This is a genomic window from Arcobacter aquimarinus, assembly GCF_013177635.1.
Lineage (GTDB): Bacteria > Campylobacterota > Campylobacteria > Campylobacterales > Arcobacteraceae > Aliarcobacter > Aliarcobacter aquimarinus.
Genome location: NZ_CP030944.1, coordinates 1,550,366 through 1,573,571 on the forward strand (window position 1 = coordinate 1,550,366; position 23,206 = coordinate 1,573,571).

Annotated in this window: 17 protein-coding genes; 5 read left to right on the forward strand and 12 right to left on the reverse strand. The window is 28.1% G+C overall.

Going from position 1 to position 23,206, the window contains the following annotated elements:
• Positions 1-3: 3 nt before the first annotated feature.
• Genes AAQM_RS07805 through AAQM_RS07815 form a run of 3 tightly spaced genes read right to left on the reverse strand, consistent with a single transcriptional unit; the run spans position 4 to position 10,688 of the window.
• Positions 4-8,136 carry a DUF4347 domain-containing protein gene (locus AAQM_RS07805; RefSeq protein WP_129094883.1) on the reverse strand — a complete coding sequence of 2,711 codons (8,133 nt, stop codon included), beginning with the start codon at positions 8,134-8,136 and terminating at the stop codon, positions 4-6.
• A 15-nt stretch (positions 8,137-8,151) separates the two neighbouring features.
• A complete protein-coding gene (locus AAQM_RS07810; protein ID WP_129094882.1) occupies positions 8,152-8,871 on the reverse strand; it encodes an efflux RND transporter periplasmic adaptor subunit in 720 nt (239 codons plus the stop codon).
• An 11-nt stretch (positions 8,872-8,882) separates the two neighbouring features.
• Positions 8,883-10,688, reverse strand: coding sequence for a TolC family protein (locus tag AAQM_RS07815; protein WP_129094881.1), 1,806 nt, complete (start codon positions 10,686-10,688; stop codon positions 8,883-8,885).
• Positions 10,689-10,847: 159 nt separating this feature from the next.
• Between AAQM_RS07815 and AAQM_RS07820 the strand changes: the two genes are divergently transcribed.
• Genes AAQM_RS07820 through AAQM_RS07835 form a run of 4 tightly spaced genes read left to right on the forward strand, consistent with a single transcriptional unit; the run spans position 10,848 to position 15,707 of the window.
• The gene (locus tag AAQM_RS07820) at positions 10,848-11,522 is read left to right on the forward strand and encodes a response regulator transcription factor (protein ID WP_129094880.1); all 675 of its coding nucleotides are present in this window, start codon (positions 10,848-10,850) and stop codon (positions 11,520-11,522) included.
• Entirely contained in the window at positions 11,519-14,728 is a 3,210-nt protein-coding gene (locus AAQM_RS07825) for an ABC transporter substrate-binding protein (protein WP_228722690.1), read from the forward strand. The genes AAQM_RS07820 and AAQM_RS07825 overlap by 4 nt, the downstream gene beginning before the upstream one ends.
• A 55-nt stretch (positions 14,729-14,783) precedes the next feature.
• Positions 14,784-15,278, forward strand: coding sequence for a type II toxin-antitoxin system antitoxin SocA domain-containing protein (locus tag AAQM_RS07830; RefSeq protein ID WP_129096243.1), 495 nt, complete (start codon positions 14,784-14,786; stop codon positions 15,276-15,278).
• Positions 15,279-15,287: 9 nt separating this feature from the next.
• Entirely contained in the window at positions 15,288-15,707 is a 420-nt protein-coding gene (locus tag AAQM_RS07835; protein ID WP_129096244.1) for an FKBP-type peptidyl-prolyl cis-trans isomerase, read from the forward strand.
• A gap of 24 nt (positions 15,708-15,731) precedes the next feature.
• Here AAQM_RS07835 and guaB read toward each other — a convergent pair whose 3' ends face one another.
• The 8 genes from guaB to rpmJ all read right to left on the reverse strand — a co-directional run bounded on the left by guaB (position 15,732) and on the right by rpmJ (position 21,624).
• Complete coding sequence (guaB, locus tag AAQM_RS07840; RefSeq protein WP_129096245.1) at positions 15,732-17,177, reverse strand: IMP dehydrogenase; 1,446 nt, start codon at positions 17,175-17,177, stop codon at positions 15,732-15,734.
• A gap of 21 nt (positions 17,178-17,198) precedes the next feature.
• Entirely contained in the window at positions 17,199-18,560 is a 1,362-nt protein-coding gene (gatA, locus tag AAQM_RS07845; protein WP_164967086.1) for an Asp-tRNA(Asn)/Glu-tRNA(Gln) amidotransferase subunit GatA, read from the reverse strand.
• A gap of 157 nt (positions 18,561-18,717) precedes the next feature.
• Positions 18,718-19,068, reverse strand: a complete 351-nt coding sequence (gene rplQ, locus AAQM_RS07850) for a 50S ribosomal protein L17 (protein ID WP_129096246.1) — start codon at positions 19,066-19,068, stop codon at positions 18,718-18,720.
• Positions 19,069-19,080: 12 nt separating this feature from the next.
• Positions 19,081-20,079: a DNA-directed RNA polymerase subunit alpha gene (locus AAQM_RS07855; protein ID WP_129096247.1), complete on the reverse strand. Its 999-nt coding sequence runs from the start codon at positions 20,077-20,079 to the stop codon at positions 19,081-19,083.
• 17 nt (positions 20,080-20,096) lie between these two features.
• Entirely contained in the window at positions 20,097-20,723 is a 627-nt protein-coding gene (rpsD, locus tag AAQM_RS07860; protein ID WP_128986762.1) for a 30S ribosomal protein S4, read from the reverse strand.
• 10 nt (positions 20,724-20,733) lie between these two features.
• Complete coding sequence (gene rpsK, locus AAQM_RS07865; RefSeq protein WP_014474481.1) at positions 20,734-21,126, reverse strand: 30S ribosomal protein S11; 393 nt, start codon at positions 21,124-21,126, stop codon at positions 20,734-20,736.
• Positions 21,127-21,136: 10 nt separating this feature from the next.
• The gene (gene rpsM, locus AAQM_RS07870) at positions 21,137-21,505 is read right to left on the reverse strand and encodes a 30S ribosomal protein S13 (RefSeq protein WP_128986761.1); all 369 of its coding nucleotides are present in this window, start codon (positions 21,503-21,505) and stop codon (positions 21,137-21,139) included.
• 5 nt (positions 21,506-21,510) lie between these two features.
• Positions 21,511-21,624 carry a 50S ribosomal protein L36 gene (rpmJ, locus tag AAQM_RS07875; protein WP_004509205.1) on the reverse strand — a complete coding sequence of 38 codons (114 nt, stop codon included), beginning with the start codon at positions 21,622-21,624 and terminating at the stop codon, positions 21,511-21,513.
• A 263-nt stretch (positions 21,625-21,887) separates the two neighbouring features.
• Here rpmJ and AAQM_RS07880 point away from each other — a divergent pair, with 263 nt between their 5' ends.
• Complete coding sequence (locus AAQM_RS07880; RefSeq protein ID WP_412784088.1) at positions 21,888-22,244, forward strand: HIT family protein; 357 nt, start codon at positions 21,888-21,890, stop codon at positions 22,242-22,244.
• Positions 22,245-22,253: 9 nt separating this feature from the next.
• On the opposite strand, the gene AAQM_RS07885 is transcribed toward AAQM_RS07880, so the two are convergent.
• Positions 22,254-23,183 carry a DHH family phosphoesterase gene (locus AAQM_RS07885; RefSeq protein ID WP_129096249.1) on the reverse strand — a complete coding sequence of 310 codons (930 nt, stop codon included), beginning with the start codon at positions 23,181-23,183 and terminating at the stop codon, positions 22,254-22,256.
• Positions 23,184-23,206 lie beyond the last annotated feature (23 nt).

Sequence of the window (23,206 nt, forward strand, 5' to 3'; positions counted from 1 at the left end):
TTTTTAAGCAAATAATCTCGTAAGATATGAACCATAATCATCAAGTTTTTGATTCTCTAAAGCTATTTGCTCTTTTAATCCCATATATTTTTCATCTGCATCAACTTGATTTTTTTGAGCTTTTTTCAACTCTTTTAAATCAAGTTTTAGATTTAACACTCTTGTTGTTCCATCTTGATTAATTGCTTTTATACTTATTTCTAACTTTTCTAAATCTTCTGGAATTGTTCCTGAAATATTACCAGTTCTTGGGTCAAAAAACAATCCTGCTGGAAGTGCTGTTCCATCAATCTGTGTAACTATGAAGTTTTGAGAAAGATTTGTATCTACTACTTTTATCTCTATAGAGTTATTTTCAATTTTTATATCTTCTATTGTAATTCCAACTATTGAAAAAGAGTCTTGATTTGCTTCATTAAATACAATTTGTCCATTTGTTAATACATTTAAATCAACATTTGCTTGTAATACTCCTCTTGAATCATTTGTATTTGATGTATTATTTGTTGAAAAATTATTTGAACCTTCTGTTCCACCATTTTGATTATTAGAAGAAGTTAATTCAAAACCATTTGTTGTTGAACTATTTGAAGTATCTAAAAAACCAATTCCCGTATCAACTAATAAACCATCATTTGAATTAAAATTTAAAACACCTAGATTAGTAGTATTATCTGTAAAAGTATTTAAGCCATCTATTAAATTATTTGTATTTGTATCACCATTAGTCGTTGAAATAAAAGGTGAACTAGGTTTTGCAGAATCTGTAATTCTTGCTGGTGCAACAACTAACATATTATAAGTTCTTGTTACACTAGCTCCTGATGAATCAATTCCCGTTATAACAATTACAAAATTTCCTGATTGCGCTACTCTTCCCGAAATAATTCCAGTATTAGAATCAATAGTTAAACCTAAAGGTAAATTTGTTGCTTCAAATTTAAATTTATTAGTTAAATCCTTATCACTAAATAAAGATGAAATATCCTTATTATAAACTTCTCCAAAAGGTATTTCAAAATCAATATTTTCAAAAGACACTGTTGGAATATCATTACTTCCTATTATTGTTACAGTTACATCTTGAGTTAATTCTACACCATCATCATCTGTTACTGTTATACTAAATACTGCTGTTACGGTTTCTCCTGCTCCTAAAAAGTTTATTTTATCTTGACTTATTGTGTAATCCCAAGTTATAGTACCATTATTTACATTTGTTGGTAAATTCATAATAGAAAATGCATTTTCTATATCACTTATTTGTTTTTGCGTTAAAGATAAGTTTGTTCCATCTTGTGCTTTTCCTATAATTGATTTTGTATTTTCTACTGCCGTTGGTCTATCTGTAATATCAGCATCAGTAAATTTAATACTTCCTTTATCATTTAATTTACTTCCATCAATAATAGATCCTGTAACATCTACTACCTCTATTTGAGGAATATCATTTACAGAGTTGATTGTAAAATTAATAGTTTGATTAGAAATCTTATTTCCACCCTCTCCTGAAGCACCCAAATCATCTAAAATAATAGTTAAATAATCTTTTCCAAAATAGTTATTTTTTGGTGTATATATCAAATTTTTAATTGTTTCTTGAAGATTATCTAAAGTTCCTCTTAAAACAATTTTAGAGCTAGCATTTTCTCCTTCTAATATAGTAACATTAGATAAATCAATTAAATTTATTTTCCCCTCAATAACTTCAATTTGTAATTCTAACTCTTGAGTTGGAATATTATCAATATCTGAAATAACTATAAAATTACTATTATCAAAAGTATATGGTGTATCTTCATCTATAGTAATATCACTTGTTGTTACACTAATTACTGGTTTATCATTTACTGGTAACACAAAAACATTTATTTGTGCTATAAGACTTGTATCTCCGTCTCCTGATGTATATTGATAAACAAAAGTTTCATTTCCATACCAATTTTCATTTGGAATAAAAATAAATTGCCCATCTTTACTTGTAAAATTACTCTCTAAAGATGAACTAGAATCTGCTAAAATTAATTTACCACTTGTTAATTGATATCCAATTGCATTAGAATTTTCATCATAAATTATATCTGTAACATCGAATGATGATATATTTCCAGCAGTTGTAATGTTTCCATTTATATCTGTAATATCAGCACTTCCTACTCCAAAAGTAAAAAATCCATTATTATCGTTTATATCTAAAATTAGACTCTCCAAATCAACACTAGCAGGATTATCCTCTTTATTAACAATATTTTTACTATCTGCATTTGGAATTGCAGGTAAAACAACTACCATTTTACTTGATACAGAAGTTCCTGAAAGTTCATCTATTGCAGTTACTTTTATAAAATCAGCTCCTGGAGTTACAAAATCATTTCCAATTCCTGCAGTATAAACAATTCCATTAACAGAAGCTAATGTTTTATTTATTTCTTCAATTGTTCCAGTTAATGTCACACTATTCGTATTATTTCCAACTATTTGTGAAGAGATAAGCCCATTTGCAATAGTATTGTTAATCGTAAGTGTTCCATAATTTGTAGTTTCTAAAACAACTGTTAAAACTTCTCCATCTAAATCAGCAAAACTAATCTTATCTAAAACTAAAGTTCCATCTTCATTTATATTGATTATTTTTTCTACCACATACGATGAATTATTAAAATTAATTTGAGGTAAATCATTTATTGTTTGAATATTAACTATTGACTCTTTTGAAGAAAATCTCATACTATTATCGCTATCTCCACCATCATTTACCCTAAATTCAATAACTCTTGAAGTATTACTTAAATCATCAGTTGAATTTACGAAAGCAATAGCTCGAGCTAAAGCTTGAACTTGATGAGAATAAGCTTTATCATTTAAATTAATTTTTAAAGATTTTCCATTTTCTCCATTTTGTAAAGTATCAATTGTTCCTATTTTAATTCCAGAATATAAAACATTTCCTCTATCAAGTGTTATGCCACCTACTTCTAAAATGGTTAAATTATCACTACCTTCTTTTCCTTGTAAATAATCAACTCTTAAATATCCTGCACCAAAATCTGCATATTCAGGATCAACTATTGTAATATTTGAATCAATAATAATAGGTTTAGAGTTTTCAACAAATGTTACTTCTGATTTATCTCCTCCAATTAAAGGCATTGCATTTACATAATCTATTTTTACTGTTAGATTTTGAATAGAAGATGTTGAACTATCACTAACTTTAATTTTAAAATTCTCTGTAGCACTACTTGTTAAAGCATTTATTTTTGTATTATTTGGAATATACTCATATTGTCCTGTTGTACTATTTAGTTTTAGTACTCCATAAACTCCAACTAATTCTTGAATAGGATTATTACTAGAATTTAAAATATTATATGTTAAATTATCATTATCTAAATCAGTTGTATCAATCGTACCAGTAACTTTACTAAAACTCTCTGAACTATTGCTTGTATTCACAATCTCAATTGGAATTAAAGGATTTACAACAACTGTATCATTTGTTCCAGTTATAATTACATCAATCGTCTGTTCTGTAAGTCCCCCATTTCCATCATCTGCTTGGAAAGTATAAGTAAGTTTTAGAACTTCTCCTGCTTTTAAATAATTAAATGCTTCATTCCCAGAATTAAAATACCACTCAAAAGAACCTTTTGTACTTCCACTTTCTATAATTAAAGTAGAATCAAGTGATAACATAGATAAAAGTTGCTCATTTGTAGTTTGACTTAAGCTATTTGAAATTAAGTTATTATTACTATCTCTTAAATCTACACTAACACTTTTCACACTCACTGTTACACTATCTTTTAAATCTTTATCTTCAATTGACATAGTTCCTGAAGAGCTTAGTCCTGAATTTGTTTCAGTTAATCCAGTTTCAATTATAAAACTTTCTCCTGCAGGAATTGGAGCATTTGTATCTTGTTGTAAAGGAGCAAATACTTGATTATTTAAAGTTGTCGTTCCCACAAGATTGTCAACGAACAAATATGGATTTAAAGCAGTATCTCCTAGATTAAATACAGATAAACCTAAGGTATAACTTCCACTTTCTAAAACTTGAATTGTTGTAGTTTGCCAACCCGTACTTCCATAAGACGAAGTCGTATAATTTCCAGTTCCAGGATTTGTAGCTCCAAGAAGTATAACTTCTGCTTTTACTCCATCTAGAACAGCTGTAGAACTTGGATTTGTATTATTTGCAAAAGTTAATACTGAACCATCATTCCATGGAACATAATCTCCTGAAATATAATTCCAAGCAATAGAGTAAGTTGTTCCTGCTTCTGCATAAAATGTTTTAGATATATATGCCATATTTGTAGGAGCTTTATTTGAAGTTGCATAAAATGTATCTTTTATATATTTCACAGTGTCACTTGATACATTTAAATCTGATTGGAAATTTGTATTAAACTCATTACTCGCCCCATTAGCTTCAAGTTTAACCATACCTGTTCCATGAGAATCAACAACCCAAGTCATTTGATTTGAATTTCCTAAAATAGCTTTTACTTCAGGTGTCATTTGCATACTTGATGAAGCAGAAAAAGTAACTATATCTTTATCTACAACTGAAGCATTTCCATTTGTTGTCCACCCTGTTAAACCATTTTCGAAACCCGCATTATCAAATATCTGTTTTGGTGTTGAACTTATTGGATTTGCATTAGCTGGATCTTGAGAGCCAAATGTAGGAGCATCATTTGTCCCAATTATTTTAAATGTAACTATTTTCGTATCTGTTGCATTTTGAGTATCTGTTGCTATTATAGTATAAGAGAATGTTATTGTTTCACCTTTTGCTAAAAAGTTTAAATCAATATTACTTACATTATAACTCCAAGTTCCACCACCACTTTGTACATTATTATTTGTATTTATAGTAAATCCATTTATTAAAGCTGTAGCAATTGTATTATCAAGAACTCCTCCACTATAAACTATAGAGCCATTTATTTTTGTTATATTTACATTGTTATCTAAATCACTAAAATTTATAGTTCCACTTTTAAATAAATTTTGATTATTTGAATCTAAGCTTTCTGTAAAATTATTTTTCAAATCTAAAATTTCAAGAGTAGGAGCATCATTTACTCCTAAAACTTTTATTGTCGAAGTTGAAACTACACTATTTAGTACCCCATCATTTACAGTCCAAGAAACAATTCTTGTTTGTTCGCTTAAGCTTAAAGCTTCACTTGTTGAATCATAACTAACACTTTTTAAGGCATTTTCCCATTGAGAAAGAGTTGCTGTTTGTCCAGCAGAAGTTAACGTTAAAACTCCAGTTGTACTATTGTAAGAAGCTATAATATTCCCCATAGTAGAAGCATCATTTGTAAAATTCAACCTATCCCCACTAACAAATCCACCAATACTAACTGTTGCACTTGCTAATGTTGTATTATCTACATCATTTATAGTTATAGTAGGAGATAAAACTATTCCTGAAGCATTTTCTACATAGTTTATTGTATTTGTAGAGTTATTTATTGTTGGAGCATCATTTACAGGTAAAACTGTAACTGTAAGAAACGCCTGTTGTAAATTATCTCCAGCTAATCCTCCATATTCAACTATATATCCAGATATTGAACTTGTGTTATTTGTATTAAAATCATTCCATTTTCCAGCATTTACTCCTGTATAGTAAAAGTGAGCTACATCTTCACCATCAATACCTGAATCATTTGGTTCACCAGATGCCCAATTAGTAAAATAATTACTTAATAATTGTCCGGCTTCAGGTCCCGTTACCCATTTCCAAACTCCTTCATTTTCTGCATCACTAGCTCCAATCCAACCATTTCCACCAGCCATAGAAGTAATAAGAGCATTTTCACTATCTGAAGTAATTGTAACAAGATAGCCATTTAATCCGTAAAGAGTTCTATTTTCTGCATCAATTTTAGCTTGATCCCATGTAATTCCAGAAGCACTTACAAATTCATAATAGTGTCCATTATTAGGATTATAAAATTTTCCTGTTTGGTTTATTTTATATGGTTGTTCACCACTTCCTTGACCATCATTTATAGTAATTGTCAAAGGATCCTGTCCAGACCAATTTGAATCACCTTGATATCTAAGTGTTGCAAGTGCATTATTCAAATTTGTTACTGTTCCCGTTATTTGAAAAGTCTTATTTATTGCATCCCATGAAGTAGTTACTCCAGTTGAATTTCCTAAACTTAGAGTTCCATAATTTGCATCTATTGTAACAGTTAAATTACTACTTCCACTATCATTATCTCCAACAGTTAAACCAGAAATTGTAATAGAAGTATCTTCATTTACAGTTACTGTTTCTTTTCCTGAAATATATGGTAAATCATTTACTCCAATAATTTCAATAGATCTACTCAAAGAAACATCAGTAGTTCCACCTGAAGTAATTCCATTTATATTTATATTTTTTGTTTCACCTACTATATTTAAAGTTTCTGAACTATTATGATAAGTCAAATTTCTAGTAATATATTGTAAAACACTTCCACTAATTGCTGGTGGCATAACAGCTTGTGTTACAACTATATTATCTATATAAAGACTTGCCCCTGCTGCTCTTCCAAAAGTTTCATCAAATGTTCCAGAAACAAATACAAATTTATAAGTTCCTGCTGTATTTATATTTGTATTTTTTGTTGCCCATGCAGTTGCACTTGTTCCAACACCTGTTTGATTAAGTAACTCTACAGTTGCTCCTGTATCAACATTTAATAAATAAGCATAAATATCATAAGCATCATCTCCACCTTGTGCTTTCCAGTCAAAAGATACAGAATCTCCACTTGATAAAGTTACAGTACTATCTGAAACAACATAAGGACCATGAACAATATCTCCATCTCCTGCTGTTGTCATACCTGAGGAATAAAGTCTTAATGCTCCATCTTCAAAAGCATAAGAATATATAGCACCTGAAGGTGTATAATCATCTCCTCTACTTACTTCACTTGAATCATTTGGATTTGATGGTGTTGGTGTTGAATCAATAGGTGTTGCCCAACCATCAATAGTAGAAGTTCCAGCAACTCCATTTTGTCCTAACATTAACTGTTGAAGATAAATAGTCCACCCACTAATATCAACAACCGTACCAGTTTGAGTAGCAGTAGTATCAGAAAAATTTCCATTTGCAAAAGTATTACTAAAATTAATTCTTAATTTTTGTCCATTTTCACCATTATATGTATTATCAATAGAACCAACTAAAATAGCAACTGTTCCATTTCCTATATAAACTCCATTTCCAACTATACTAATTTGTCCATTTGTAGTACTTGCTGTTATCTCTTTTACTAAAGATAGTGTCTCTGTACTTGTACTTTCTGATAAACTAAACTCAACATATCCTCCTGAAAAATTAGTTCCAGAACTAATAGTTACATTATTTGCTACCAATGTTGCAGAATCATTTTCAGTATATGTCACATCAGCAAGTCTTGAAGAATAGTTTTCAACTACTATAGTAGAAGTTTCAATACTTCCAGTTTCGATTTCTAAATCCCAATCCCCATTTACATTAGAATTTCCAGTTACATCATTTGAAGCTGCAACATCAGCCTCTGTTATAGAAGCTAAAGTATTAATAAACTCTTGTCCTGTTCCATCATTTGCTACATTACATCCATAAAGTAATATATCTCCATTTTCAGATAAAGAATTTTTCATTGTTTGTAAAACAGCATCAAAATTATTTAGTGTATTTTGATTTAAAACATCATTTCCTACACTTATTTCACCTACATTACCATGAGATAAAATATGTATAGCATCTATATTTGTTTCACTTTTTAATATAGAATTTATATCATCTAGAGAACTTACAAGATATACTTCAACACCTTCACCTACACCATCAACTAAAGTTTGATAATCTTTTACAGTTATATCTATAAAAGCGACCTCTCTTCTGTCTCTTTCAAATCCTTGAACAGCTTGTGCTTCGTGTACAGAATTTTCAGCATTATTTTGTGTCACATCATTTGAAGTTGTAGTAGTTTCTGTATTATTTGAAGAGAAACTACTTTCATCTAAAACATCAACAGCTGTAGCAACAGCAGCACCATCAAAAAGAATTCTTTGCTCTAAGGCACTTATCATTGGTTTTTTTAAATTTTTTCTTTTCATAACTCTTCCTTAATGTTAGTTATTTTGTTGGTAAAATGTTGCTGTTGCACTCATACCAGGTATTATATTTTCAAATGGTTCTACAAGTTTCGCTCTTATACTTATAGATTGACTTGTTGGATCAACTATTGAATCTATTTGAACAATTTGAGCTTTCACTGTTGTTTGAGTCTCATCTACACCTAAATCAAACTCTATTCCTTTTTTTAACCAAATAAGCCAAGAAGAAGGAACTACAACTTTTGCTTCAAGATTATCAACTCCAACTATTTCCAAAAGTTCATCTTGTGGTTTAATATTTTGATACTTTGATACTTTTTTAGTTGCAACTTTTCCATCAAATGGAGCTTTAATATCACATCTTGAGATATTAATAGCTGCTATATCACTCTCTGCTTTTTGTTTATTTAAATTTTCTTGAGAAATTTGTATCTCAAAAGTTCCAATAGAACCAAAAGTGTCAAGTTTTTTATTTTTTTCAAGTTCTAGCCTTGCTATATCTTTTTCAACATCAATTTTTCTTTTTTGAGCTTTATAAACAGAACAATCAATTTTAATTAAGCTTTCTCCTTTTTTAAAAGAATCTCCTTCAAATTTTGAAAGCTGTATTATTTCACCAGCTATTTCACTTGAAAGAATTGTTCTATCAAGCGAAACTATTACTGCTCTTGCTGTTTGACTCTCACTTGCATACAAAGTTGAAAACAGTAAAGCAAAACTTAGAAACTTTTTCATCAAATAACCTTTTATTTAAACTCTACTCTATTTTTTTCTACTAACCAAAAATTCTCAACTACAATTTGTTTTATAGAAACACCTTGTTTTTTCGAGATTTTTGAAATATCATCATCTTTTTTAACTATATACTCTTTATCATTTATTAATAATCTTTCATTTTCATAAATTTTAATTTTTGAATTATTAAAATTTTTGTTAAATATAGAATCTTTTATTTTTACTTCTTTTTTCAAAGGTGTTTCAATATTTTCAGAAAATTCTTTTATCTCTTCTTTAGCAACTATTTTATTTTCTTCTTTTATATCTTCTACAATAACTTTTTCTTTTTGATTGAAAGATATTTCTTCTGTAGTTACTTCTTCTACTTTATCTGTAATAGAGTTTTTATTTTCATTTATTCCTAAAGAGGCAAATATTCTTCCATAACTATTTTGTACATTTGCATAAGAAGATGAATATCTAAGAGTTGCTAAAATATTATTTAGTTTTTCTTTTATTAAAATTAATCTACTATTTACATTAACTTCATTTTCTATTTTAGTTAAATCATAAATATCATCAGCAACAGTCAAATACTCTTTTGCAAGTAAATACTCTTTTTTGGCTTGATTAAATTTTACTATTGATAAATGAACTTGAGATAATACAGCCATTGAAAGAGCTAACTTTTGCTCTTTTGCTACTTCAACTTGAGTTTTAGCTAATTTATTCATTTCAGTTGCTTTAAATACATTTAAAAGATTCCATGAAACATTTGCACCATAAGAATACCAATCATTATTTAATAAATAATCACTATTTTCATAAGATAAAGACGCACTTAAATTTATTCCTGGAAGCATTTTAAGTTTTGCTGCTGTTATCTCTTTTTCAGAGATTCTTTCTTGATATCTACTCTCTGCTAATTCAGGTCTATTTTCAAGAGCTAAAATTTCCATCTCTTCAAGATTCATATCGATAGTTGGAATTTCATAATCTTTTTCTACTTTATCAGCTAAATCAAAAGCAATTCCAGGTTTTAAACCCATCAATTCAGCTAATTCAACTTTTGCAGAAATCAAACTACTTTCTAAAGTGTGAAGTGATCTTAAAATATCAAGTAACTCTCTTTGATAAGATAAAGCTTCCATAGGAGTTTTTGCAACTCTTTGTTCTTGCATTTTTTTAGAATCTTCTAAAGCTTGTTTTACTTCAACCATCATAGGCTGAATTCTTTTTAATAAATCTTGAGAAGAAACTGCCTGATAATAGGCTCTTCTTATCTCCTGAGTTAAACTGTGCTCAACTTTTTTTTGTTTTTCTTGAGCAATTAAAAATTTATCAGCTTGTTGTTGAGCTCTTACATAAGATAATCCAAAATCTAAAATATTCCAACTAAATGTTAAATCAGCTGTAGTTCTTTCTTTTTCTTGTGAAACTGAATAAGATGGATTTGAACCTAAAGGTTGAGGCTCACCATTTACGAAAGATGTACTTGCACTTGCAGCATAATTATTTCTTTCTGATAATCCAGAACTTGCTGTTAAACTAGGTAACATATCATAATATACTAAATCTAATTGTTGTTGAGAAAGAGCAGATTCTAAAACTTTTACTCTTTTTTGTAAATTATGTTCAAGTCCTCTTTGAATAGCCTCATCTAAAGAGATTGGTTTAGTAACAGGTTGAACTACTTCACTTAAAATAGTTAAATCATTTTTAACCATTTGTTTCACATCTTCTTTTAAAATTGCTTCTGGTTTTACTGCACAACCAGTTATTACAAAAGAAGCAACAACAGAAATAACTACACCTTTAGAAACTTTTTTTAACATTTTTTACTACCTATATTTATTATTTTTTTTATAATAACATTTTATAATCCTAGACAAATCTCAACTTAGTCTATTTTTTATATTATTTATGAGATGTATTTGAGATTTGGATATGATAAAATAAATTCAAATGAATAAAAAATAATAAAAAGGTTTATTATGAACTTCTTTAATGACAAAAAACTTCTACTTTTAGAGGATAGTAATGAATTTGTAGAAAATGCTATTGCACTTTTTAATATGTTTGTAAAAAAAACTCTTGTAGCAAAAAACATAAAAGAAGCATTTGAAATATTAGAAACAAATAAGATTGATTTAATAATTTCTGATATTCATCTAAAAAATGAGTGCGGATTTGACTTTATAAAAAAATTTAGAGAGACAAATAATGAAACTCCTATTTTAATCTTATCAGGATATAAAGATGAAGAATTGCTATTTAAAGCTATGACTTTAAATCTAAGTGGATATTTGATAAAACCAATAAATTTTAAAGCCCTAATTGAAGCTTTTGAAAAGTGCGAAGAAAAAATAAAATTTAATAACCAAACGGTGATAGAATTAAAAGATGGATTTAAATATGATAAAGACTTAAAAAAACTTGTAAAACAAGATGAAATATTTGAATTAAATAAAAAAGAGATTCTATTTTTTGAAATGATTTGTGAAAATAAAAAAAAGGTAATTACAAAAGATATGTTTGCAAAATTTGTATATGAGTATGAGCCAATGAGTGATAGTGCATTAAATAATTTTATTTTAAGACTTAGAAAAAGATTTGGAAAAAGTTTTTTACATACTATCCCTGATATAGGATATAAATTTATTTTATGATTAAAAAACTACTAAAAATCATATTTATTTTTACTATTTCAATAAATAATTTATTATTTGGTTTAGAAAAAGTAACCCTACAACTAGAATGGAAACATCAGTTTGAATTTGCTGGTTTTTATACTGCTATTGAAAAAGGTTATTATGAAGACATTGGTATTGACCTTGAAATCAAAGAGTTTCATGATGGCATTAACATTTCTCAAGACGTCTTAAATGGCAAATCTACTTTTGGTATCTCTTCTTCTGCTTTAATTTTAGAAAGGCTCAACAACAAACCTATTGTTTTAATCGCTTCTTATTTCAAGCAAAATGCTCTTGCTTTAGTTACCAAACCTGAAATTAAATCTCCAAATGATTTAAAAAACAAAAAAATTATGGCTTTAGATTGGGAAATGGGTCATACTAGTTTAGGAGTTATGTTAAAAGATTTTGGCATTAACAAGAACGATTATGATTTAGTTTTACACGATTATCAAATTGAAAAGTTCATAAATGGAGAAGTTGATGCTATGAGCATATTTACTACTTCTCAACCTTACGAGCTAGACAAGCTTGGAGTTAATTACAATATTTTAAATCCTGCTAATTTTGGAATATACTCTTATGATGTTGAGTTATTTACAAGCGAGGACACAATAAACAAACATCCAAAGATGGTAGAGGATTTTGTAAATGCTACAAATAAAGGTTGGGAGTATGCCTTTAACAATAAAGAAGAGATAGTAGATTTAATATATAACAAATATTCAAAAAGAAAAACAAAAGAAGCTTTATTATATGAAGCAAATCAAACAGAGCAGATATTCAAAACAAACATATTTAAAATAGGAGCAATAGCTCCTGAGTTAATAAAACTAAATGCTGACATGTATACAAATCTTGGTTTAGTTGACAAAAACTTAAAAATTACTAATTTATTGAATGGGTATTACTATTTTAACAATCCAAATAAATATACTTTTTCTTATGAAGAACTATTATATTTAAAAAACAACCCTACCCTTAAAATACACAATGAATCAAATTGGCCCCCTTTTAATTTTATAAAAAATAATAAAGCAACTGGTTTTTCTATTGATTATATGAATCTTTTAGCCTCAAAACTTGGAATACAAGTAGAATATATTTCAGGTTTTAGCTGGGATGAGTATATAGAAAAATTAAAAAACAATGAAATTGATGTAATGTTAAATATCTCAAAAACACCTCAAAGAGAAAATTTTTTTAATTTTACTACTTCATATATGGAATCAATAGACACTGTATTTGTAAAAAGTAACATAAATAATTTTAAATCTTTAAATGATTTTAAAGGCAAAAAATTAGCTGTTTTAAAAGGTTTCTATGAGGAAGAGTTATTGAAAAAACTTTACCCAGAAATAAAACTTATTTTTGTAGAAAATTCATTAGATGGTCTAAAAAAAGTTATGTTTAATGAAGTGGATGGTTTTTTTGATAATCTAATAGTTGCGAACTATTTCTTAAAAAATAATTTTATAACAAATCTAAAACCTGCTTTTGAAATAAAGGATAAAAATTTCAACTTAGATTTAAGAATAGCTACCAATAAATCAAATACCATTTTAAGAGATATTTTAGAAAAAGGTAAAAACCTAATAACAGAAGATGAACTTTTAGATTTAAAAAGAAAATGGATTGATTCTAAAAAAGAAAAATTTGTACCAGAAATAAATCTAACAAAAAATGAAAAAATATATCTTCAAAAAAAACAAGTTATCACTATGTGTGTTGACCCAGATTGGGTGCCTTTTGAAAAAATAAATGAAAATAAAGAACATGAAGGAATTGCTGCTGATTTAATCGCTATTATTTCAAAAAAACTAAATATTGATATAAAACTTATCCCTACAAAAACTTGGGAAGAGAGTCTTGAATTCTCAAAAAATAAAAAATGTGATATTTTAAGTTTTTTAAATGAAACTCCAAAAAGAAAAGAGTGGTTAAATTTCACTAATACTATCTTTAAAGATCCGAATGTAATAATTGCAAGAAATGAATTTCAAAATACTAAAAGTTTACTAGAGATTGAAAATAGAACTATAGCAATACCTAAAGAAAGTGCAATGTATGAACTTTTTGAAAAAGATTTTCCAAATTTAAAAATTATTCCTGTTGATTCCGAAAATGAAGCTTTTTCTTTAGTTGAAAATAGAAAAGTAGATATGACTGTTAGGTCATTAATAATAGCAGTTCATACAATACAAAAAGAGAATCTTTTTAATTTAAAAATAGTTGACAAACCTTTAAAATATAAAAATTTATTAAAAATTGGAGTTATAAAAGAAGAACCTATTTTATTAAATATTTTAAATAAAACTATAGAAACTATCACTAAAGAAGAAGAAGAAAATATAATAAATAAACATCTTACTATAAAAATCCCTAATAATAAAGAATATATTGATATTTTCATATATACAATTATTTTTATTATTTTACTTACTCTATTAATAATTTTTTGGAATTATCAATTAAGAAAAAGAATAGAAATAGAAATTAAAAAAAACAATGAACAACAAAATATTATGTTTCAACAAAATAAACAAGCAGAACTTGGAAACTTAATAGGAAATATTTCCCATCAATGGAGAGATTCTCTTACAAAAATTGGTTATATAAATTTAAATTTAAGAGCTAGACTTTTACAAAATAAAGAAATTCCAAAAGAATTTATGGATAAAAGTACTCTTGAAATTGAAAAAAGCTTAGATTTTATGTCTGAAACTATGCAGAATTTTTTAGATTATTATAAACCTTCATCAAATATTTATAAATTCGAAGTTTATGACTCCATAATAAGTGCATTAAGTATAATAGATACTAAAATCAAAAATTCTAATCTTCATATTGAATTTTTAGGGGATTTTGATGTGAAAATAAAAGGAATTAGAAATGAATGGATGCAAGTTTGGATAAATATAATTATAAATTCTATAAATATTTCAATTATGAGAGATATAAAGAATCCTCAAATTGAGATTTATTTAAGTAAAAATGAGATTGTATTTCAAGATAATTGTGGAAAAATAAAAGAAGAACTTTTGGAAAAAATAAATAAAGAAAAATATACAGGTATTGGTATAAAAATGGCAAAAGAGATAGCTAATAAAAATAATCAAGAAATGATTATTTCAAATTCAAAAAAAGGTGCGATATTTAAATTTGTAAAATATTCTAACTAAAATAGATAATTTATTTTATATATAATATACTTCACTATCACAAAAAGGAAGAAATTTGACAATAGATATGACAAAAGTAGCAAATGTAATTTTATATATGCTACATAAACAAGTAAAACATTTAAATGATAAAAAAGTAGCTATCATGCTTTTTTTAATGGATTATAATCATCAAAAACATTGTGGAGAGAAAATATTTAATGAAGAATATATAAAAGGTTCAAGACATCCTGAGCCTGCTATTGTAGGAGAACTTTTTGATATAGTGGCAAATCAAGAGGATTTAGATGAAGATGATGAAAGAATTTATTTAATGCAAGAATTACTTGATTATTTAGATATTGAAATTATTGAAAAAGAAAAATTTATAGAATTGAGTTTTATAAAAATGGAAGAAGAGTTTGATGAATCACTATTTACAAAAGATGAACTAAAAACTATTCATAAAATTGTAAGTTTATATTCAGACTTAAGCCCAAGAAACATTGCAAATGAGTGTTTTAAAATAGATGAAGTAAGAACTACACCAAAAGGTGAGAAAATAATATAAGGAAAAAAAATGGCAATAAAAAATAATCAAGTAATATCAATGCAATATGAATTAAAAGTAAATGGAAATCTAATAGAATCAAATTTAGATGGTGATTCAATAGAATTTGTATTTGGAAGTGGAGATATAGTTCCCGGATTGGAAGCAAGAATAATAGATATGAATGAAGGAGAATCTAAAGATATAAAAGTTCCAGCTATTGAAGCTTATGGAAATTATGATGAAAATTTATCAGAAATTGTACCTATTGAAGAGTTTAAAGGTATTGATTTACAAATTGGAATGATTCTTGAAGGTGAAAATGAAAATGGAGAACTATTTAAAGCTACTGTAAGTGATGTAACAAAAGAGAATGTAACTGTTGATTACAACCATCCCTTAGCAGGAAATGATTTAGATTTTAAAATAGTTATAAATAAAATAGTTTAAAAAAAAGAGTTTAACTCTTTTTTTTTAAATGTGATAGTTTGGTGCCTCATTTGTAATAGTTACATCATGAACATGAGACTCTCTAAGTCCTGCACTTGTAATTTCTACAAACTCTGCTCTTTCTTGGAAAGTTGGAATATCTTTACTTCCTAAGTACCCCATAGAACTTCTTAATCCACCAACCATTTGATGAATAATATCAGCTATACTTCCTCTATAAGCAACTCTTCCTTCAATTCCTTCTGGAACTAATTTATCAGCAGCTGTTCCTTCTTGGAAATATCTATCTGTACTTCCTTTAGTCATAGCTCCAATAGAACCCATTCCTCTATATGTTTTAAATTTTCTACCTTGGAATAATACAACTTCACCTGGACTTTCATCAGTTCCAGCTAATGCACTTCCCATCATAACTGAACTTGCACCAACAGCTAAAGCTTTAGCTACATCTCCAGAATATTTAATTCCACCATCAGCAATAATTGGTGTTCCTGTTTTTGCACCTTCAGCTGCACATTCATCAATTGCACTAATTTGAGGAATTCCTACACCTGCTACGATTCTTGTTGTACAAATAGAACCAGGTCCAATTCCAACTTTAACAGCATCAGCACCAGCTGCAATTAGATCAGCAGTTGCTTCAGCAGTTGCTACATTTCCAGCAATAATTTGCACATCCATTTCAGCTTTTATAGCTTTAACTGTATCTAAAATACCTTTTGAATGTCCATGAGCTGAATCAAGAACTAAAACATCAACACCAACTGCAACTAAAGCTCTAGCTCTATCTAATTGACCAACACCAATAGCAGCACCAACTCTTAATCTTCCAAATTCATCTTTATTTGCATTTGGATATTCTCTTTTTTTGTTAATATCTTTGATTGTAATCAATCCTATTAATCTATTATTGTTATCAACAATTGGTAATTTTTCTATTTTATTAGCATGCATAATATCAGCAGCTTCTTCTAAAGTAGTACCCTCTTTTGCAGTAACTAAAGGCATAATAGTCATTTTATCTTTAGCTTTTTGTGTAAAATCTTTTGTAAATCTCATATCTCTGTTTGTTAAAATACCAACTAAAATATTATTATCATCTACAACAGGAACTCCAGAGATTCTATAAGATGCCATTATATCTTCTGCATCTTGTAATGTTTGAGAAGGTTTAATTGTGATTGGGTCTATAATCATTCCTGATTCAGACTTTTTTACTTTTTTACATTGTAAAACTTGAGTTTCAATATCCATATTTTTATGAATAATTCCAATCCCTCCAAGTCTTGCCATTGCAATTGCAGCTTCAAATTCAGTTACTGTATCCATAGCTGCACTCACAAATGGAATATTTAATTCAATTTTTTTTGTAAGCTTTGTTTTAATGCAAACTTCTTTTGGTAAAACTTCTGATTTTGCTGGTACTAATAGTACATCCTCAAATGTCAATGCTCTTTTTCTAATTCTCATTTTATATTCCTAGATTAATATTTATTTTGTATAATTAATAGCTTTTTCCAAAGATAAAGCACCATCAAATAAAGTTTGTTCATTATATGCGTTTGCAATAAATTGAAGTCCCACTGGCATTCCATCTTCATCTTTATCAACAGGTAATGAAATAGCTGGAAGTCCCGCTAGATTTACAGAAATTGTATAAATATCACTTAAATACATCTCTAAAGAAGTTTTAAATGAACCAAATTTTGGAGCAGTTGTTGGAGCAACTGGAGAAAGAATTAAATCAGCTTCATTAAATATAGCTGAATATTCATCTTTTATTAAATGTCTTACTTTTTGAGCCTTAATATAATATGCATCATAATATCCAGAACTTAATACAAACGAACCTAACATTATTCTTTTTTGTACTTCTGAACCAAATCCTTGAGATTTAGTTTGAACATACATATCTTTTAAGCCAGAATCACCTTTTCTATTTCCATATCTAACACCATCAAATCTAGCTAAATTTGCACTAGCTTCTGCTGTTGCTACAATATAATAAGTTGAAACAATTTTTTGAGTATCTAACATATTTTTATGAATTATTTTATGCCCAGCTTCTTCTAATGCTTTTACAGCTTTTGCAAAACCTTTTTTTATTGCTGGACTTGCTTGTTCAACAAAATTATCAATTACAGCAATTGTTAATTTTCTATTGCTATTTAATTTTGGAGTAACAGCTTCATAGTCTATATTTGCAGAAGTTGAATCCATAGGATCATATCCTGAAATAATATCATATAAAATTGCAGCATCTTCAACATTTTGTGTAATTGGTCCACATTGATCAAGTGAAGATGAATAAGCAGTTATTCCATATCTTGAAACTCTTCCATAAGTTGGTTTCATTCCAACACAACCACAATACGCAGCAGGTTGTCTAATACTTCCACCTGTATCTGTTCCAAGTGCAGCAATTGCTATTCCAGCAGCAACAGCAGCAGCTGAACCACCTGAACTTCCTCCTGGAACTTTTGTATTATCAAGTGGATTTAATGTTCTTCCATAACAAGAAGATTCTGTTGAACTTCCCATTGCAAACTCATCCATATTTGTTCTACCAAATGGACTTAAACCAGCTTTTTCAAGATTATTTATAACTGTTGCGTTATATGGTGAAATATAACCTTTTAAAATATTACTAGAACAAGTAATTTCCCAATTTTTAACATTTATATTATCTTTTATGGCTATTGGAATACCTATTCCAGATTTTGAAATATCAGTTGAAACTAACTGTTCAACGTAAGCACCTATATTATTTTCTTTTATTTTTAAACTTAAATCATCTCTTAATTTTTTTATATCATCACTAGCTAATGTTAGTGCTTTTTTTAGGGTTATCAATCGGTTCTCCTATGATTTTGCAATTATAATATGCATCGAATTGTATCAAATAATTGATTAAAAAAAGGTTATAAAGGAGGTTTTTATTAAAATTTAAGAAATAAAAAAAGGGAATAGAAATTAAATTCTATTCCCTTGGAAGTATAATTTTTTACTCTTATACAAAAGAGATGAATGCCATTGGAGTAGCATCACCTTTTCTTATTCTAGTTTTAACTATTGAAGTATATCCACCATTTCTACCTTCGTATTTTGGTGCAATTTCATTAATTAATTTTTTAGTAGCTTCTTTTGATTGTAATGCAGCAAATACAAATCTATGTGTATTTAAGTCTGCATTTCTAGCAGATGTTACTAATTTTTCAATATATCTTTTTAATTCTTTTGCTTTTGGTACAGTTGTTTCTATTTTTTCTCTTTCGATAATAGCAATTGCCATATTTTTTAACAATGCTTTTCTATGAGAAGAAGTTCTACTTAACTTTCTATATCCATGCTTATGTCTCATATTAAACCCTTATTATGCTTTTAGTTGCTCTAATTTTCTTCTTAATGCAGAAGCAACATTTTCCGGAAGTGTATTTTCAACAGGGTATCCTAAAGATTCTAACTTTTCAGCTATTTCATCATAAGATTTTTTCCCTAGATTTTTGATATTTTTAACTTCAACTTCACTCATAAGTACTAATTCACCTAAGAATTTAAGCCCAGCTCTATCTAAAGAGTTGAAACTTCTAGCACTTAAATTTAAATCATCAATTTTAACTACTAATTCTCTTAGTTCAACTGGTTCTTCACCACTTTCACTAACTGTTACTTCTGATAAATCAAAAACTTTATTAAATACTGACATTTGAGAATACATAACAGATACAGCTTCTTTAAAAGCAGTAATTGGAGAAATTTGTCCATTTGTTTGTATAGTAAACACAGCCTTTTCAAAGTTAGGATTATCTTCAACTAACATTTTTTCAATACCATAAACCACTTTTTTAACAGGAGTAAAGAATGCATCAATTGGAATATAATCTGGTCCAACAATATCTCTAATATCTTCAGAAGGCATATAACCAATACCTCTTTGAATAATTACAGAAAAAGTTAAATTACAATCGCTATTAATCGTTGCTAAATGAGCATCTTTTGATACAACTTCAACATCAGAGTTAATTAAATCTTCACCTTTAATTTCTCTTGGTCCATTGAAAGAATACTCAACAACAACTTGTTCTTTATCACCATTTATTTTAAACTTAATATTCTTTAAATTTATAACAAAAATAGCTATATCTTCTAACATACCTCTTAATGAGTCAAACTCATGAGTAGCACCCTCTATTTTCACAGCTATTGGTGCATAACCAACTGATGAACTTAAAAGAAGTCTTCTCAAAGGGTGTGCTAAAGTAATTGCAAAACCATCCTCAAATGGGTATGCTGATATTTTAGCCTCATTATCACTGATAGCCTCTATTTCAACTTCAGTTGGTAAAAACGGAGTTTCTGCAAACTTTTTCATTAGCTACCTTTTATTTATTATTTAGAATATAACTCTACTATTAATCTCTCTTCAACAGGGATAACAACTTCTTCTCTAGCTGGTATTCTTGTGAAAATTCCAAATACTTTATCTTTATCAACATTAACCCAATCAACCATTCCTGTTTGATTTGTTAATTCTAATGCTCTTACAACTTGAGGATTAGTTTTAGATTTTTCTTTAATTTCGATTTTTTGTCCAGGTCTTACGATATAAGAAGGAATATCTACTTTCTTACCATCAACTAAAACATGTCCATGTGTTGTAAATTGTCTTGCATTTGCTCTAGTTGTAGCAAATCCCATTCTAAATACAACATTATCTAATCTTTGTTCAATTAAAGTAATTAGGTTAGCCCCTGTATTACCTTCTCTTCTTGCTGCTTCTTTAAAGTATTTTCTAAATTGTTTTTCAGAAACACCATACATAAATTTAGCTTTTTGTTTTTCTCTTAATTGTAATCCATACTCAGAAATTTTAGCTCTTCTTTGTCCGTGTTGTCCTGGAGCAAATGGTCTTTTTTCTAAAGCACTTTTACCTGATAATCTTCTCTCACCTTTTAACCCAAGATCCGCATCAAGTCTTCTTTCGATTTTTTCTACTGGTCCTCTGTATCTTGCCATTATTTACTCCTTACACTCTTCTTCTTTTAGGAGGTCTACAACCATTGTGTGGTAATGGTGTAACATCTTTTAACCAAGTAACTCTAACTCCATCCATAGAACCAACTGCTTTAACAGCTGTATCTCTACCTGAACCTGGTCCTTGAATTTTAATCCCAACATTTTTGATTCCGTGTTCCATAGCTTTATTCATAGCATCTTCAACAGCAGCTTGAGCAGCAAATGGAGTTGATTTTTTAGAACCTTTAAATCCTAAATTTCCAGCACTTGACCATGCGATTGCATTACCTGCATTATCTGTAACTGTAACCATTGTATTATTGAAACTTGCAGCAATATGTACGATACCGTCAGCAATATTTTTTCTTACAATTTTTTTTCTAGTAACTTTTCTTTTTGCCATCTACAATCCCTTATTTAGTTGCTGCACCAACAGTTTTCTTTTTACCTTTTCTTGTTCTAGCATTAGTTTTAGTCTTTTGCCCTCTACAAGGTAAACCTTTTCTATGTCTTAATCCTCTATATGAACCTAAATCCATTAAAGCTTTAATATCCATTGCAACTTTTTTTCTTAGGTCTCCCTCAACTAAATAGTTATCTTGGATCTCTTTTCTAATAATTGCCGCTTCATCTTCTGTTAATTCATATGCTCTTTTGTTGTAATCAATTCCAACTGCATCTAAAATTAATCTTGAGTTATGTAATCCAATCCCGTAAATATACGTTAAAGCGTATTCCATTCTCTTTTTATTTGGTAAATCAACACCCGCTATCCTTGCCATGTGTCTTATCCTTGTCTTTGTTTATGTTTTTTGTTTTCGCAGATTACTCTTACGATACCTCTTCTTTTGATAACCTTACATTTATCACACATTTTCTTTACTGAAGCTCTTACTTTCATAAGCCTGTCCTCTTTCTTTGTGTTATTGCCACTTTCAACAGGAAAAAGCCTTAAAAAATAAATATATTTTATTTTTAAGCTTTTACCAACTCTTTATAAAATAAAAATATTTTATAAAAACTTCCTCGATGGTTGAAAAAATGGATTTGGATTATAATTAATTTTTACTTAAAGCTAGTTGAATATAAGAATAAATATTTATTTTAACAAAATTTATAGTAGAATAATCCAAATTATGTTTAATGAAAGGATATATTTTGTCTATTATTTACAAAAATGAACTGATAAAAATTGAAATTGAACCGTCTGAAATTCCTTGGTTAAAAATATTTACAAATGAACCAATAAAAGAGTTTTCTGAATGTAATAGTGAAACAAAACAAGAAATATGGAAATATTTAGATTTAATTGAAAAAGAGATGATATCTTATTTTAAACCTGAAAAAATAAATATTGCATCTTTTGGAAACTATGTCCCTCATGTTCATTTTCATATTATGGCAAGATTTAAAGAAGATTCATTTTTTCCAGAACCAATGTGGGGGAAAAAACAAAGAGAAGCAAAACTAGATTTACCCTCTTTTGATGATTTTTATGAAAAAATAAAAAAGAAGTTTTAAACTTCTTTTTTATCCATCTTGATTTATTTTAGCAATTAACTCTTGTAATACAACTTCTGCTTTATCTGTATCAATTTGACAACCTCCAGCAGCTTTATGTCCACCACCATTGTATTTAAGCATTAATTCACCAACATTTGTATTTGAAGATTTATTGATAATTGATTTTCCAGTACTAAATACAATATTTTGTTTATCTTTACCCCAAACAACATGAATAGAAATATTTTGTTCTGGATGCATTGCATAAACCATAAATCTGTTTCCAGGATAAATAATCTCTTCATTTCTATAATCAATAATTAAAAGATTTCCTACAACTTTTGTACATCTTTTTAATTGTTCTTTAAAATCATCTTCATATTTAAAGTATAAATCAATTCTTTCTTTAATATCTGGTAAATCTAAAATTTCATCTATATTATGTCTAGCACAATATTCTATTAAATCCATCATTAATTGGTAATTTGAAATTCTAAAATCTCTAAATCTTCCAAGACCTGTTCTTGAATCCATTAAAAAGCTAAGTAATGCCCAACCTCTTGGTTTTAAAATATCATCAATACTAAAATCTGCTGAATCTGCTTTATTTGCACCATTCATCATAGCTGTAAAATATCCTGGGAAAACTTCATCTCCTCCATAATATTCATAAACAACTTGAGCTGCACTTGGTGCATCAGGATTAATAATATGATTATCCTTTTTATCATTTCTTAATGTCTCACTAAAATGATGATCAAAAGCTAGATATACACCATCAACATATGGTAGATTTGTTGTTATGTCATTTGATGTTATTACAATTTTTCCATCTTGCATATCCTTTGGATGTACAAAAGCAATTTCATCAATTATATTCAAATATTTAAGCAGTGTTCCACACACTAAACCATCCATATCACTTCTAGTAACTAATCTATATTTTTTTTCGTTCATAATTAATCCTGATTTTATAATTT